A 15124-nucleotide genomic window follows, 5' to 3' on the forward strand; every position below is an offset into this window, starting at 1 on the left:
GTGATTTTTACGGGAATGTTTTTAATGTCTTCCAAAGTTGTAGCTAAGCCCACACCACGGATAAAATAAGCGTTCGGTTTTTTGTCGATATACGCACCGCCCGTATTCTGATTGTTTTGTTCGAGTGCGTTAAATATATCGGGAATGCTTACGCCCATTGCTCTTAATCGGTCGGGGTTTACCGCAACCTCGTATTGTTTTAATTCCCCGCCAAAGCTGTTTACTTCGGCAATGCCCGGTGTGCCGTACAACTGACGGGCAACAATCCAATCCTGCATTGTACGCAGATCTTTGGCATTGTATTTATGCTCGCTGCCTTTTTTGGGGTGGATGATGTACTGATAGACTTCTCCAAGCCCTGTACTAACCGGAGCCAGTTCAGGCGTGCCGATACCTTTCGGGATTTTTTCTTCGGCTTCTTTCAGTTTTTCATTGACCAACTGCCTTGCAAAGTAGATGTCCACATTTTCTTTGAACACTACCGTAACCACCGAAAGCCCGAAACGGGATATACTTCTTGTTTCTTCTAAATCGGGAATGTTGGCGATGCTCTGTTCAATCGGAAACGTAACCAACTGTTCCACTTCCTGACCCGCCAGTGTAGGACAGGCAGTAATAATCTGTACCTGATTATTGGTAATATCCGGTACGGCATCTATCGGCAATTTGGTGGCACTCCATACGCCCCAAATGATAAGAACCAATGTCATTATACCAATGACGATTTTGTTCTTGATGCTGAATTTAATTATACTATCTAACATTTGAATTTATGATTAATGTTTATACAAACTTGCATGATGCCATTTTCTAAAAATGACAGCATATAAATACGATACAGACGGTTTCATCGAAACGCTGTGAAAGAATTAAGCAGTTATTACTTAAACATTAATCTTAGGCGGTTGCCATATGTTCCCGTTATATTGGGATAAGATATATATATTTCTTAAAGGGACTTTTCTTTTATCAGTGGACTGAAACTCAAGTTCATTGATTTCAGGTAGCCTAAAATCCAGTGTAACTCCATTAATTGTACCGCAACATTGGCAGCTACAAAAAGGGCTGCAAAAATCTTTGTGTTCAGTTTTGTGGTTATGTTCCAAAACATTTACACTGTCTGATACATTATTGGTGGCACATCGGTAATAAGCATCACTGCAAGGAAGTATTGCCATTCCGAGCATATAGACACTAAATATGAATGTTAAGAATTTCACAGTTAAATTTTAAACTTCAATACCGTTAATAACTATTAGATTAATTAGGGAATTTACTAAATACAATTATGATGAGATTTGCTATACTGATAAACTTGTTCTGTTTGAAATATATGTCTTTGCTGATTATGTTTATTGTTCTCTACAATTCTTTCGTCTTCTATATCAATCCGGCTGAATTATCCATCATTATAAAACAACCGGAATATCTATCGTCAATCATAACGATTATTACCGGTTCTTGCAATTCGTCCAAACTTTCATCATAATAGAAATCGTACAATTTCATAAGAGCCAAATTGCCTATGATAATTTCGTGTCCGTCTACGAAACCTTTGATACCGTAACCAGGTATTGCTTCAAACTTTTCGATTTTGAAATCAGACAAATTAATCCGTGGTAAAAATTTAATAATGCTGCCTGCTATTGGATGTACAGAATGAGATTGTAATGCCGCCGTGTAAGTAACCACTGTTTCTTTTTCGGGTACGGCACATTCAAATGCAATCACTTCAAACGGATGGTCGCTTCTGTAAGCCGTGTCGGTACTTCTGGTATGAATATTTCTATTTGCCATTGTAATAAGTTTTATTTACACAGCAAATTTATCAGTAGATTTTAGGAACCTGGTTGCAAATGTAAAGAATCCGTCTCACAACTGAGGCGGATTTTTTTTGGTTATTATTTAGGATTTTTGTATATTTATCATTGATAATCAGATAGTTGTTTATGAATTTCAAGCATTATAACCAAAATCAGCTGGTGCTGTTTCCTTATAGTTTTGAGGAATTGATTCCCGAAAATCACCCTGTTCGGATTGTCAATGATATTTTGGAGAGGATTAATATAGATCCGCTTCTAAAAGCCTACAGCAAAGAAGGAAATCCCAGTTATCATCCCGTGATGATGCTCAAAGTGATGGTTTTTGCGTACATGAATAATATTTATTCCTCCCGGAAGATAGAAAAAGCGCTTCGGGAAAATATCAATTTTATGTGGCTTTCCAACATGAGCATTGTGGATCACAATACCGTGAACCGCTTCCGGAGCAATAAGCTGGAAGCGGCTTTCAAGGATATTTTCTCGCAAGTAGTTTTGCTTTTGGCAGAGGAAGGCTTGGTGAGTTTGAGACAGGTTTTTGTGGATGGAACGAAAATCGAAGCACAGGCAAACCGCTACACTTTTGTTTGGGCAAACGCCATTAAAACCAATAAAGAAAAAATGCTCCGCCAATTGGAAGATCTTTGGAAATACGCCCAAAGCGTTGCAAGAGAGGAAGACAAAGACCCTGAGCCGCCTGAGTTTAAAGAAATCAGCAAAGAAAAGATCCAGCAAACCGTAGCAAATATCAATGCCAAATTGAAAGGCAGCGACGGCAAGACCGATTCCGACAAAAAAGCTAAAGCCAAGCTGAATTACATTAAAAATAATTTTGAGAAAAACCTCGATAAATACGAAGCTCAGGAAGCGATTTTAAAAGAAAGAAACTCTTACAGCAAGACGGATGAAGACGCCACTTTTATGAGAATGAAGGATGATCACATGCAGAACGGACAACTTAAACCCGCCTACAATGCACAAATTTCTACCGAGAATCAAATCATCGTCAATTATACCATTCATCAGCAGACCAATGACTTCAATACCCTGGAGCATCATCTTAAAAATTTTGAGGAACTCTATGGGGAAAAAAGATTGGCTGAATTAGAAGAACTCACTGCCGATGCAGGTTATGGGAGCGAGCAGAACTATGAATTGCTGGAACAGAACAATATTACACCTTATGTAAAATACAACACCTTCGACAAAGAGCAGGATGCCCATTATCAGGCGAAACACAAAACATTCAGCAAAGAAAATCTGCACTACAGCCAAGAAGAAGATTATTACGTCTGTCCGATGGGTCAAAAGATGGAAAAAACACACGAAAGCACTCGGAAAACCAAGACCGGTTACCCTCAGAAACTCTCGCATTATCAGGCTAAAAACTGTGATGGATGCCCAATCAGAGGCGTTTGTCACAGTTCCAAAGAAAATCGCAGTGTAGAGCGAAACCATCATCTGGAGCAGTACAAAGAGAAAATCAGGGAACTCTTAAACAGCCAAGAAGGCATTAAAAAACGCAGACAACGCTCAGTTGAAGTAGAACCCGTGTTTGCACATCTGAAACATTGCAACAATTTTAAGCGGTTTACCCTGAAAGGTCTGAAAAAAGTAGAATTGGAGTTCGGATTGCACGCATTAGCACACAATTTAAGAAAGAAAGTTGCCTAAAGAAGACAACTTTTTCTTTTTCCAAAACATTGAAGATTGGAACTGCAATAAAAAATCCGCCTCAATTTTTATTGTGAGACGGATTCTTTTAAAAAGTTATATTTTCAAGCTTAATCATATATGGATTGCAATTTTCTCGACGTCAAGACAAGCTTCACGCAGGTTTTCATAGTAAGTCGGATGCCCGTGAGAAATGCGGGCTATATCTTCAGCAGCTGCCCTATATGCCATTGAAACCGTAGCTTCTCCAATCAAATCAGAAGCTCGCTCTCCAATTATATGGAAACCTAAAATTTCATCTGTCTTTGCATCTGCTAACACTTTTGCCACGCCCTCAGTTTTACCACTGGTAATGGCTCTTCCAGATGCAGAAAAAGGGAACTGACCAACTTTATATTTTATTCCTGAAGTTTTCAATTCTTCTTCGGTCTTACCAACACTGGCGACCTCTGGACTGGTGTAAACAATGCTTGGAATAGTATTGTAATTAATATGTGGTTTTTGTCCTGCAATAATTTCAGCTACAACGATACCCTCTTCCGATGCTTTGTGTGCTAACATTGGTCCCTCTACCACATCGCCGATGGCATAAATTCCTTTTACATTTGTTTCCATATTTTTATCTGTAGAAATCTGTCCTCTCGAATTGAGTTCAATTCCTACTTTATCTAATCCTAATCCTGTAGTATAGGGTTTTCTTCCAATTGCCACTAAACAATAATCGCTTTCCAATGTGACAATATCACCATTTTTGTCTTCAGCAGTTACAGCAATACTATCACCGGTATTGGTTGCTCCCGTTACCTTATAACCAAGTAAAAATTCAAAATCTAAATTTTTCTTTAGTGATTTTTGAAGTTCTGCCCCCATTTTTTTATCCATATTAGCGAGAATGCTCCCTGCATACTCTATTACGGTAATTTTGCTTCCCAATCTTCCATAAACTGACCCTAATTCCATACCGATAACGCCGCCTCCAACTACAACAAGGTGTTTGGGAATTTCCTTTAAGTTCAAAGCTTCTGTTGAACTGATAATCCGTTTTTTGTCAATATCAATTCCGGGAAGCGAGGCCGGTTTTGAGCCTGTTGCAATAATTACGTTTGCCCCGGTAATGGTTTCTTCTGCGGTTTCAGACTTTATCAAGATGGTATTCTTATTTTTAAAAGAACCTACGCCCTGGAAAACCTCTACTTTATTTTTTTTCATCAAGTAGCTTACTCCTCCGTTGATTTTGGAAACCACGTCTGCTTTTCGGGCAATCATTCTTTTTAAATCAACCCTCGTATTGTCCACATCAATACCGTGATTTACACTGCTATACTTTATTTCATGGTATCGTTCAGAGCTATCCAGCATAGCCTTTGATGGAATACATCCAACATTCAGACAAGTACCTCCAAGTACGGAATACTTTTCTATTATTGCGGTTTTTAATCCCAATTGTGCACAACGTATTGCTGTGACGTAACCTCCCGGTCCTGAACCAATGATAATTACATCAAATTGACTTTCCATAGGTTTTATTTTTAATTTTATATTAGTATTTCTATAATATCGAAAGTGTTAATTCGATAATTTATTCTCTAAATTTATTAGTAAATTTTTGGAACATGGTTGCAAATTTAAAGCAACCCTATTTGGTAAGGGCTGCTTCAAAATTTAATTAAAAATGAAAATGATTATTTTGTTTTAACGAACCTTGAGCAATCTTTACAAATACCTTTCATTACGAAATTCACACTGTCCAAAAGAAATTTTTCTGGGAGCTGAATTGCTGGTATTGAAATACTTTCAAGACAATACGTATTCTTACAGCGGTTACAATTGAAATGGACGTGTAGCTCGCCAACCGTACACATACAGGTGTCACTGCAAATAGAATACTTTATAGATCCTGAGCCGTCATCAATACTATGGATAAGCAAATTTTCATGGAATAGGCTCAATGTCCTGAAAATAGTAGATTTATTGACGGTTTCTAACTCGGTTTCCAAATCAGTCAGGCTGAAAGCCTTTTGTAAGCCAGACATTGTTGTAAAGATTAACAGCCTAACCGAAGTGGGTTTTATGCCCCTTTTCAATAATTTTTCTTCTAAACTTTTCATTTTACTTCTATCAGTATTTGTTACTGAATTTAAGTCTATTGTAAAATTAGAAATGTTCTTTTGTATAAGTATTGTAATTTCCTTTGATAGATTTGTGATATTTACTGTTTGTACTTTATAGGTAATGTATGTAACCAATTTCAGGCAAATATTTACAGTCTTCACAATTGTCGTATTCAACAGTTGATTGTTCAGGCTCTTTGAAATTTGCTTTCAAAAATGCGTCAGAAAACAAAGCGTAAGGAGGATATTCAGCAATATGATTTTTTAGCATTTTATGTGCTTCCACAACAGGTGCACCATAAAGCTTTTCAAAAGTGCCAATTTGATATTTAGCAAAATTGCCGTAGTGGACGATTGTCTTCAGAGAAAGCGGGATTTCAATTGCTAATTGTTTAGATAAGCGTTGTAGCTCTTTTTGAAAATCTTTGTATGTGTGTTCTATTTGTACCAAAGTTTCCTCAAATGTGGGTAGGTTTTTGTACTTATAAAACAGTATGGCATCACCCTCTATTTCCGAAATTTCCATACAAAGAATATTGCTGTCCATTATTGTTTTAAGTAAACTTTCTGTTATGTATTTGCCAACAAACATATTTGATTTGATAACGAAATCTGTAAAGCCCGATATGTCAGGTATCATTAACAAACCCTTTTCTTCACTGGAGTAAAGTTCTTTCATTATTACATCTTAATATTAATTAAAAAAGCAGGGGCTTTTTTAATGCCCCTACATTTTGAGTATTATCAATTCCCATAGCATTAACTAATTTAAAAAAAAGCTATTTCATCTGACCAATGGTTTTATGATAAACAGCTTCAGCAATTTTGTAAAGTACTTTCGCATCTAACATATTGCTGTATGCTCTTTGCCAAAGTGTTTCAGCTCTAAGCACATCTTCCCCGGTAATGGTTCCGGCTTTAAAGCGGTCATTGCTCAATTTAAGGTTTTCGTCAGCTTCAATTAATGATGCCTGCATCAAATCAATATTGTTAGCCTGCAATTGCAGGTTAAGCATTGCCTGCTCGATCTCCACAGTGATTTGACTTTTCAGTTCTTTCAGTCCGTATTCAGCCGAACGTATATTAGCTTCCTGCTGTTTTACTTTTTCCTTTCTGCTGCCCCAATCGAAAACCGGGATTTTAACGCTCAACATACCGAAGTATGTAAGCATATGGTTTTTAGTCGGGTCGCCAAAGTTGATGCCCTCTTTTCCAAAGGCAGCCATTCCGTTCAGCGACAAACCTACCGATGGTTTCTGGTCGGCTTTGAGCATACTTTTGGTAAGCTCGCTCATTTTAATGCTATTGGTTGCCAACTCAATTTCCGGACGGTTTGCATCTGGAGCCTCCAAGATGCTCTGCTTAGAAAAGTCCCCCGTACTCAATGTATCGATTATGTCTATACCAGTGGGGTCTTCCATCCCGATTAATTGGCTCAATCTTCTTTTTGCTAAGATGAGCTTGTTCTCCGCAGCCTGCAAACGGGCTTCGTTTTCGTTCTGTAGCACCTTTGCCCGCAATACATCGTTTTTGTAAATCAATCCTGCCTCAAACTGGTTGTTAAGAAATGTGTAATGAGAAGCCAGTTGTTTTTTAACCTGTTGTTCCAATTTGATTTCTTCCTTAGCCTGTACCATAAGCCAGTAAGCGGTTTCGGTAGCCAGTAATACTTCGTCTTCTACCAATCGCTGTTGAGCGTTGCTCATCTGTATATTGGTTTCTGCCATCTGCTTGCCGTACTTAATCTTACCGCCTGTGTAAATCGGCTGTGTAACGCTGACCATTGGTGCAAACCCATATTCAGGCAGCATAGTGTTTAATGGCTCGCCAAAGTAAAAGGCGGTCGCCGAAGCATCCAGTTTCGGCCTGCCTGCCACATCCGCAATCAGCTTGTCGGATTGGGTGGCAATTACGTCTTCTTTGGCTTTGCCTATCCTGTTATTTTTTTTTAATGCCAGTTCTTTGCTTTGCGCAAGGGTTAGCTGCTGCTGTGCAAAGAGGTTGTTTGTTCCCTGCAAAAGAGCGAAACCGCATATAAAAACCTTTATGACTGTTTTATATCTTTTCTGTAACATAATGCCTTTTTATGATAAATATTTTTGGTGGTGAACATCGGTATCAGCTTTGCGCTCGTGCTGCTCATCCAACTGTTTGTTTTTAGGTGGTTTTACGAACCTGTAATACAGTACCGGAACGATAAACAATGTGGTAATCATTGATACCAGAATACCGATTGAAATGGTACTTGAAATCGGTCCCCATTCCGGCGAACCACTCGCCATTAACGGTATCAAACCGATTGCTGCCGCCATTGAAGTAAGGAAGATTGGTCGCATTCTTCGTTTAGCTGCAAACAGGGCTGCTTCCCTGATGCTGTGCCCGTGCTCCCTTACCAGTTCATCTGCATAGTCCACAAGGATAATCCCGTTACGAACTACTATACCCAGTAAGGCAGTAATACCGATGATTGCCATAAACCCGAACTCATAACCTGTCAGGAACAAGCCTAACATTGCACCCAGTAAACTCAACGGGAACGAAGCCAGCACAATGAATACTTTACCCACACGCTTGAACTGGAATAACAGAACAAGGAAGATGAGCACGAAACTTATCATAAAAGCCTTTCCCATTTTTGGACCGCTTTCCAGTCCGTCTTCATATTCGCCGCCGTAGGCTATCTTAATGCCTTTCGGCAGTTTCAGGCTGTCAATTTTAGGCTGTACCTCTGCAAATACTTCTGCGGGTTTTCTGCCCAACTGTGCTTCAGAAGAAACGGTTAAGGTTCTTAACCCGTTGCGGTGTACAATAGCCCCGGTATGCCAGGACGGTTGTAAATCTACCACCTGCTTTAAAGGAACCTTAGCACCGAATGTTGAGTTGATGTACATATTGCCCAAAGCATCCAGATTTTCCCTGTCGCTTTCGTCTGTACGCAATACAATATCAATGGCTTTATTACCCTCCCACATCTGCGATACGGGGTAGCCTTTTATCTTAGCTCCCAATGCCTGTGCTATCTGTGCTTTGGTAACGCCCAAACGCAGCGCTACATCTTCTTTAACCACGGCTTTCAGCCCTACATAATCATTCTGATAATCGGTGCGTACCCAGTTAGATCCTTTGGTGTTTTCCAGTAATGCGGCAACCTGTTTTGCCACTTTTTTCTGCTCGGTCATATCCTTGCCAATCACACGGATCTCAATCGGTGCGGGCTGCTGCTTCTTACTAAGCTGCCTAACCCGTACATAACCGTTCGGTAGGTAGTTATTAAATTTCTGTACATACTCGTCTATCATTTCTGCCGTCGCATCTTTGTTTGTGGTATTGATGAATACCTGCGCAAAGTTTTCCCGTGGGTGCTCAGGTGCATAGGTGGAGTAGAAACGGGGCGAGCTTGTACCGATAAAACTTGCGGTGTTTACAATGCGTTTATCGCCTGCAATTTCCTTTTCTATCTTCTTAACGGCTGCTTCGGTTTCGTGGATGTTCGTACCGTTATCCATCCACAATTCAAGGTTGAACTGGTTTCTTTCCACGATAGGGAAAAACTCGGTTTTAACCTGACTGCCAACCACGAAAGAAAGGAAAAAGATAACCAAACCTGCTACCAATGTAGTTTTCTGCCATTTCATACAGAACTCGATTGCACGGTCGAAACCGTCCTGCATCCAGTCTAAGAAATTGCGTTTTTTCGGCTTATCATCGTGCTTCTTCAATCCTTTTTTCAGGAAGTGGTAACACATATACGGTGTAAGGAACAAGGCTACCAAGAACGAAACCGCCAAAGCGATGCTTACGGTAATCGGTATCCATTGCACAAACTCCCTTGTAAGCCCGGTAAGCGTAAATGCCAAAGGCAGGAACGATAGGACAATGGTAAGCGTAGCCGTGAAAATAGGAACCATTAACTGTGTGGCACTCTGCCAAGCGGCAGTCCACGACGGTATTTTTTCGTCCACTTTCTCGATGTAGTTATCCACTACGATAATGGCATCATCGACCACCATCCCCAGTACGATAATCATTGCCGCCAAACTAACCTGGTGCATTTCGATACCCAACAAGTTGAGGATAGCGAATGTTACGGCAATGGTAACGGGTGCTGCAATGGCTGAAATGGTGGCAACCCTGAACGGCAGCAGTAGCATTACTACCAAGATAACGGCAGCAATGGCAATACCGAACTCGATAAAGAAATGCCCCAAGTTCATATCAACTACTTTGGGTTGGTCAACAATGGTGTTGACCTGCACATCTGATGGCAGGATTTCTTTTACTTCAGCAACTTTCTGTGTCAGCGCATTACCCAAATCGACAATGTTCTGTCCGGGCTGCATTTCTACCGTCAGCATCATTACATCGTTTCCTGAAACGGTAATTTTGCTTTTCAGGTCTTCGTATCTTCTCTCGATGTTGGCTATATCACGCAAACGGATATTGCCGCCCTGCGGGGAGCTATATACAATCAGGTTCCCGATTTCATTTTCATTCTGATACTGTGCATCCGTGAAAATCAGGAAACGGTTTTTGTCAATTTCAATATCGCCACTGGGAATAGTAACATTCTGTTGGCTTAATGTGTTCGTGATTTCGTTGATACCGAAACCGTACTGCTTCAATACATCTTCACGCAGGGTAATAAATACCTGCTGCTTCTGACCGCCGTAACGCTTGATTTTGGAAACGGACGGTATCGTCTTAATGCCGTCTTCCAATTCATCCAAATAGTTTTCCAACTGGGCGTAAGAACGACCGGGGGCTGATACGGCAATCATCTGAACGACCACATCGCCGAAATCGCTGTTCACATACGGTCCCTGTACACCCCGTGGCAATGCTAAAGGCATATTGGCATCCAAGCCGTGCTGCAAGGTATTCCAGAATTTTTTGGTGTCCTTTACATAGTCCTGCAATTCTACCGTTACAACCACCTGTCCGGGCTTACTTTCCGAATGGGTTTTTTCTTTTTTGATTTCCTCGAAACCGAACAGGTATTGTTCCAGTTTGTCGGTTACTTCTTTCTCTATCTGCTCTTCGTCGGCTCCGGGATAGAAAGCCACAACAAGCCCCTGTCTAACTGTTACACGGGGGTCTTCACTTCTCGGCATCGTCATCAATGAAATCAGCCCGGCAAGCACCATAATAACAGTAATCGCTATCGGTACTTGCGGAAATTTCATTGCCGCTTCAATGAGGTTTATCTTTCTTTTCATAAATTATTCAGATTTTGGGGCTGATGCTGTTACCGATGTAGTTTGCGCTTTAACTTTCTTACCATCTTTCACGTTGTTCTGTCCGGTAAGGATAATAGTTTGGCTTTCATTTAGCCCATCTGTTATGATGATGTCGTCGCCTGCAATTTTACCAACGCTGACCCTTGTTAACTTGGCAATGTTATTTTTATCTACCACGTAAACGTGAGGGATTTTATCAACATTGTTCACAATGGCAGTAAGCGGTACACGCACCTGCTTAACCTTTACCGGTACTCCTGCAAGCACTTCGGTAATCATTCCCGGCATCAGGACACCGCCCGGATTGTCCAAGCGAACTTTAAGAGTAAATGCTTTGGATATTTCGTCCGCTACGGGATTAATAATGGTTATTTTACCCTTGAAATCACGTTGCAGTGTAGGAATGTTCACATCTACCTGCATCCCTTGTTTAAAGCTTCCGATTTCGCTTTCCGGTACTGAAAACTGTGCATATACCATGTCCGTTTTTACGATGGTAAAGGCAGGAACGCCAGGTGCTGCCATACCGCCAACTTCGGCTGTTTTCACAGTTATAATGCCGTTGGTAGGTGAATGTAAGCGACTGTCTGCAATGCGCTTGCGGTTGATTTTTTTGTTGGCTTCTGCCTGCGCTACTTTTGTTTTGATGTCGATGTAATCCTTTTCGGGGAAACTTCCTTTTTTGTACAGTTCATCAAATCTCCTGAATGCATCCTGGCTCTGGTCTAAACTCGCATTGGCAATCTGCAATGCAGCTTCATACTCGGTGGCATCAATGCTTGCAAGGAACTGTCCTTTGCTCACACGCTGCCCCTCATTCACACCCACGCTGTTAATCGTGCCGGGAACGGCAAAACTTACGGTGGTCATATTGTCGGGTACAATGGAACCCGAATAGGAAACGGATTGCTCGGTTTCCGAACTGTTGATAGTGGCTACGGTTACTACCGGAGGCTCATCTTTTAGCTGTTTTTCTTCTTTTTGCTTGCAACTCTGTACTATTCCTACTCCCGCAACCAAGATGGATAACAGTCCTATTTTGTATGCTCTCATTGTAATAATTTTTTATTTTTTGTATGTATGCTCTGCTCGACAACAAAATTGCCCATAGGTTTTGGGAACTTGGTTGTGTAATCTTCCCTAAAAACCGCTACGATTATTAATGTAGTTTTATAATTTAGGGACAATGAAAAAAAGTAAGTTCAGCGAATCGCAGATCATCAAGATTTTATCACAGCAGGAGTCGGGACAATCGGTTTCCGATATCTGCCGGGAACATGGTATTAGCCAAGGTACATTCTATTCATGGAAGAGCAAATACTCTGGTATGGAAGTATCTCAGCTCAAACAACTCCGGGAAATGGAAAAGGAGCTGGCCCAATATAAAAAGATCGTTGCCGAGCAGACCCTTCAGATCACGGTGTTAAAAGACGTTATCGAAAAAAAGCTCTAGGGCCTGCCGAAAAGCGTGAGCTTGTAGGTTATGCCCGTGAAGATTTTGGGATGAGCCTACGGCAGGCCTGTACCGTATTTAATATCAGTACATCTGTTTTTTATTACCGTGCAAAGCGCAGAGATGATACAGAAGTCATCGAGCAGCTTTCAAAGCTGGCCGATCTGCACCGCACATGGGGCTTCTGGATGATGTACCACCGTCTTAGAAAGTTACAATATATGTGGAACCACAAACGTGTTTATAGAATATACACCGCCATGCGATTAAATCTTCGAAATAAGCGCAAGAAGCGTCTTCCTGCTCGGGTAAAAGCACCACTACTGTGTCCTGTTGGACCGAACATCACCTGGAGCCTTGATTTCATGCACGATACGCTGGCCAGTGGGAAAACGATCCGTACACTAAACGTCATCGATGATTTCAGCCGGGAGGCTCTTTCTATTACGGTGGACACCAGCCTGCCTGCACAACGAGTAATCCGAGAACTGGAAAAACTATTGGAGTGGCGAGGCAAACCCGACAAGATCCGTTCTGATAATGGTCCTGAGTTTGTTGCTGAGGCTATGCGGGGATGGTGTGAGCAGAACGGTATACAATGGGAATTTATCCAACCGGGCAAGCCTACACAGAACAGTTTGATTGAACGGTTCAATAGGACATTCAGGCAAGATGTACTGGATAGCTATATGTTTGACAGCTTGCCCGAGATAAGAAAATACGCAGATGCATGGGCATGGATGTACAACAATGAAAGACCCCATTCCTCATTGGGGCAGTTAACGCCGACAGAGTTCCTGTTGAAATATGGAAAACTCTCTGAGTTTCCCACATTCCAACAGGATAGCAATAGCAAATCTGATTGGAATTTTTTAGTTTTGAATGTAGCTAGCTAAGGGAAGATTACAGAGGGATGATAAGCTTTTGCAAATATTTTGTAAAAACCTCCCATCTCTGTGAACCGCAGACCTATTTCTGCAAAAGCAAGAGCACCACACAGTGATACAAAACCAAAAAATATCCATACACTAAAAAATATAGCTGGCGATCCTGCTGCTGCTGCTACACGTGCAGGCGTTCCAAATATTCCCATTCCAATTACAAAGCTTATAACAAGTATGGTTATATCAAATTGACTTAGGGTCTTATTAGTATTAGTTTTCAAATTGTTCACGATATTGCCATAATTATGTGGAACAGGTATGAAGGACTTATTCTTAGATTTTTACCAGTTTTTATTATTATAATCCCTCGTCCGCAAAATTAACAATGTCAAAACCTCTTTAATAGGTAAAATACCGACCATATTCAGTACTTTTATGGAAAAAAATTGAAGAATGTACAAGCAAATAGAATTAAAAGTCATTGAATTAATTCAACAAAAGAACCCCATTCACAAGCATCATTTTTTTGAATTAATATTTGTGCTGGAGGGTAGTGGACTTCATATTATAAACAATAATAAATACAGTTTTACTAAAGGAGATGTATTCTTTTTAACACCAGAAGAGTATCATGCATTTGAAACAATTGATAGCTGTAAGCTTTGTTTCATTGATTTTACAGCAAATTTTTTTTCAAGTACTTTTAGTAGGCGTAATGAAAAATTAAATCTTAGCGATTTTTTCAAAAATCTGGAATTTGTTTTTCATAATCATCACAACATCCATGGAAGTATAGTAAACGAGAACGATAATATTATTTTTGAAGCTTTGATAAAAAAACTAATTAGTGAAGCGGATAGGTCTGGCGCTTATCAAGAAATAATTGTCCAAAACATCGTCTTTTTACTACTCAATCTGCTGGCGAGAAACATACATGATACAATGCAAAATCATTCAAACTTAGTAAATAGTAAAAGTATTATTCATGAAATATATACATATATACAACAGAATATTTATGAAAAAAACTCTTTAAAAATAGAATCTTTGGCTCTAAAGTTTAATAAATCAGCGGATTATATTAATCGATACTTTAAAACTCAAACCGGCAATACTTTAAAAAATTATATAATTAAATACAAGCTTGAGCTCATAATTTCAAGATTAAAATACAGTGATCTTACTATTAGTGAAATAGCATATGAAATGAATTTTGTCGATGAAAGTCATCTTAATAAAATTTTTAAAAAAAACTACGGTATTACTGCCAATCAATATCGGCTTAAAAGCAACCACTTAGAGTAAATCATTAAATATAAATGATTAAACTTTTGGAATTTAATGATTTCTTTCTAACCTCGTTTTCTTATTTGGATAGTTTTATTTTAGGCTTCCCTTTTCTTTAATATTTCTATAATGAGAAGATGTAAAACCCGTGTGCTTTTTCAACTGGTTGGAAAGGTAAGCCTGACTGCTGTACCCCAGTACGTGGGCAATCTCGGTCAGGGACATTTCGGTATCAACCAAAAGCTGTTTTACCTTTTCAATCTTCCGATGAATGATGTACTTTTCGAGTGTTATTCCCTCTACCGAAGAAAATAAGGCACTCAATGTATCGTAGTTCTTGTGCAGCTTTCCACTGATTAAGGTTGTGAATTTGGTAGGTGTGCCGCTTTGCAGTTGCAATGTAATACCTTTCTCCACCAACTCTTTTATCTTGTTAATCATCTTTTGGTTCTTGTCGTACATCAGCTCCAAGCCGATGCTTTTCAGCATTGTTTTGATTGCTCCCAACTTGTGCGAAAAGTCTGCCGTATCTTTTATGATGGCTTGACCCAGTTTTACATCCAAAACCTCAAAACCCAAAGCTGTCAATTCCTGTTCAAGAACATACGTACATCTATTGCACACCATTCCTTTTATTAATAGTGTCATAGTTCTAAAG

General features: G+C 39.9%; 13 protein-coding genes and 1 pseudogene. 3 read left to right on the forward strand and 11 right to left on the reverse strand.

Annotation, left to right across the window (positions count from 1 at the left end; translation table 11 throughout):
- Positions 1-8: 8 nt before the first annotated feature.
- From CKV81_RS10480 to CKV81_RS10485, 3 genes and pseudogenes are all read right to left on the reverse strand, one after another.
- Positions 9-764 (reverse strand): annotated as a pseudogene (locus CKV81_RS10480) (efflux RND transporter permease subunit); the annotation flags it as partial.
- Between the two features lie 120 nt (positions 765-884).
- Positions 885-1187 (reverse strand): DUF6660 family protein, encoded by a 303-nt coding sequence (locus CKV81_RS13710; RefSeq protein ID WP_407641689.1) that lies wholly within the window; start codon positions 1185-1187, stop codon positions 885-887.
- Between the two features lie 193 nt (positions 1188-1380).
- Entirely contained in the window at positions 1381-1797 is a 417-nt protein-coding gene (locus CKV81_RS10485; protein WP_027384325.1) for a hypothetical protein, read from the reverse strand.
- Between the two features lie 152 nt (positions 1798-1949).
- On the opposite strand from CKV81_RS10485, the gene CKV81_RS10490 reads away from it, so the two are divergent.
- The gene (locus CKV81_RS10490; protein ID WP_095072002.1) at positions 1950-3494 is read left to right on the forward strand and encodes an IS1182 family transposase; all 1545 of its coding nucleotides are present in this window, start codon (positions 1950-1952) and stop codon (positions 3492-3494) included.
- Between the two features lie 114 nt (positions 3495-3608).
- On the opposite strand, the gene lpdA is transcribed toward CKV81_RS10490, so the two are convergent.
- From lpdA to CKV81_RS10520, 6 genes are all read right to left on the reverse strand, one after another.
- Positions 3609-5012 (reverse strand): dihydrolipoyl dehydrogenase, encoded by a 1404-nt coding sequence (lpdA, locus tag CKV81_RS10495; protein ID WP_095073086.1) that lies wholly within the window; start codon positions 5010-5012, stop codon positions 3609-3611.
- Between the two features lie 164 nt (positions 5013-5176).
- Positions 5177-5602, reverse strand: a complete 426-nt coding sequence (locus CKV81_RS13715) for a Fur family transcriptional regulator (protein ID WP_027384323.1) — start codon at positions 5600-5602, stop codon at positions 5177-5179.
- Positions 5603-5717: 115 nt separating this feature from the next.
- Complete coding sequence (locus CKV81_RS10505; RefSeq protein WP_027384322.1) at positions 5718-6284, reverse strand: DUF2652 domain-containing protein; 567 nt, start codon at positions 6282-6284, stop codon at positions 5718-5720.
- Between the two features lie 100 nt (positions 6285-6384).
- A complete protein-coding gene (locus CKV81_RS10510) occupies positions 6385-7680 on the reverse strand; it encodes a TolC family protein (protein WP_027384321.1) in 1296 nt (431 codons plus the stop codon).
- A gap of 9 nt (positions 7681-7689) precedes the next feature.
- Positions 7690-10821 (reverse strand): efflux RND transporter permease subunit, encoded by a 3132-nt coding sequence (locus CKV81_RS10515; RefSeq protein ID WP_051230734.1) that lies wholly within the window; start codon positions 10819-10821, stop codon positions 7690-7692.
- Positions 10822-10824: 3 nt separating this feature from the next.
- The gene (locus CKV81_RS10520; RefSeq protein WP_051230732.1) at positions 10825-11895 is read right to left on the reverse strand and encodes an efflux RND transporter periplasmic adaptor subunit; all 1071 of its coding nucleotides are present in this window, start codon (positions 11893-11895) and stop codon (positions 10825-10827) included.
- Positions 11896-12028: 133 nt separating this feature from the next.
- Between CKV81_RS10520 and CKV81_RS10525 the strand changes: the two genes are divergently transcribed.
- Positions 12029-13191, forward strand: a protein-coding gene (locus tag CKV81_RS10525; protein ID WP_407641666.1) for an IS3 family transposase whose coding sequence is annotated in 2 segments (ribosomal slippage) — positions 12029-12290 and positions 12290-13191 — 1164 coding nt in all. Because the reading frame shifts where the segments join, the coding sequence is not laid out codon by codon here.
- Here the strand turns inward: CKV81_RS10525 and CKV81_RS10530 are convergent.
- Positions 13188-13460: an amino acid permease gene (locus tag CKV81_RS10530; RefSeq protein WP_157727408.1), complete on the reverse strand. Its 273-nt coding sequence runs from the start codon at positions 13458-13460 to the stop codon at positions 13188-13190. The two genes, CKV81_RS10525 and CKV81_RS10530, sit on opposite strands and share 4 nt — an antisense overlap.
- A gap of 172 nt (positions 13461-13632) precedes the next feature.
- Here CKV81_RS10530 and CKV81_RS10535 point away from each other — a divergent pair, with 172 nt between their 5' ends.
- Entirely contained in the window at positions 13633-14484 is an 852-nt protein-coding gene (locus tag CKV81_RS10535) for an AraC family transcriptional regulator (RefSeq protein ID WP_027384318.1), read from the forward strand.
- Positions 14485-14559: 75 nt separating this feature from the next.
- On the opposite strand, the gene CKV81_RS10540 is transcribed toward CKV81_RS10535, so the two are convergent.
- Positions 14560-15114, reverse strand: coding sequence for a helix-turn-helix domain-containing protein (locus CKV81_RS10540; protein WP_027384317.1), 555 nt, complete (start codon positions 15112-15114; stop codon positions 14560-14562).
- Positions 15115-15124: the final 10 nt, after the last annotated feature.

Origin of the sequence: Chryseobacterium taklimakanense (assembly GCF_900187185.1) — a bacterium.
GTDB lineage: Bacteria > Bacteroidota > Bacteroidia > Flavobacteriales > Weeksellaceae > Planobacterium > Planobacterium taklimakanense.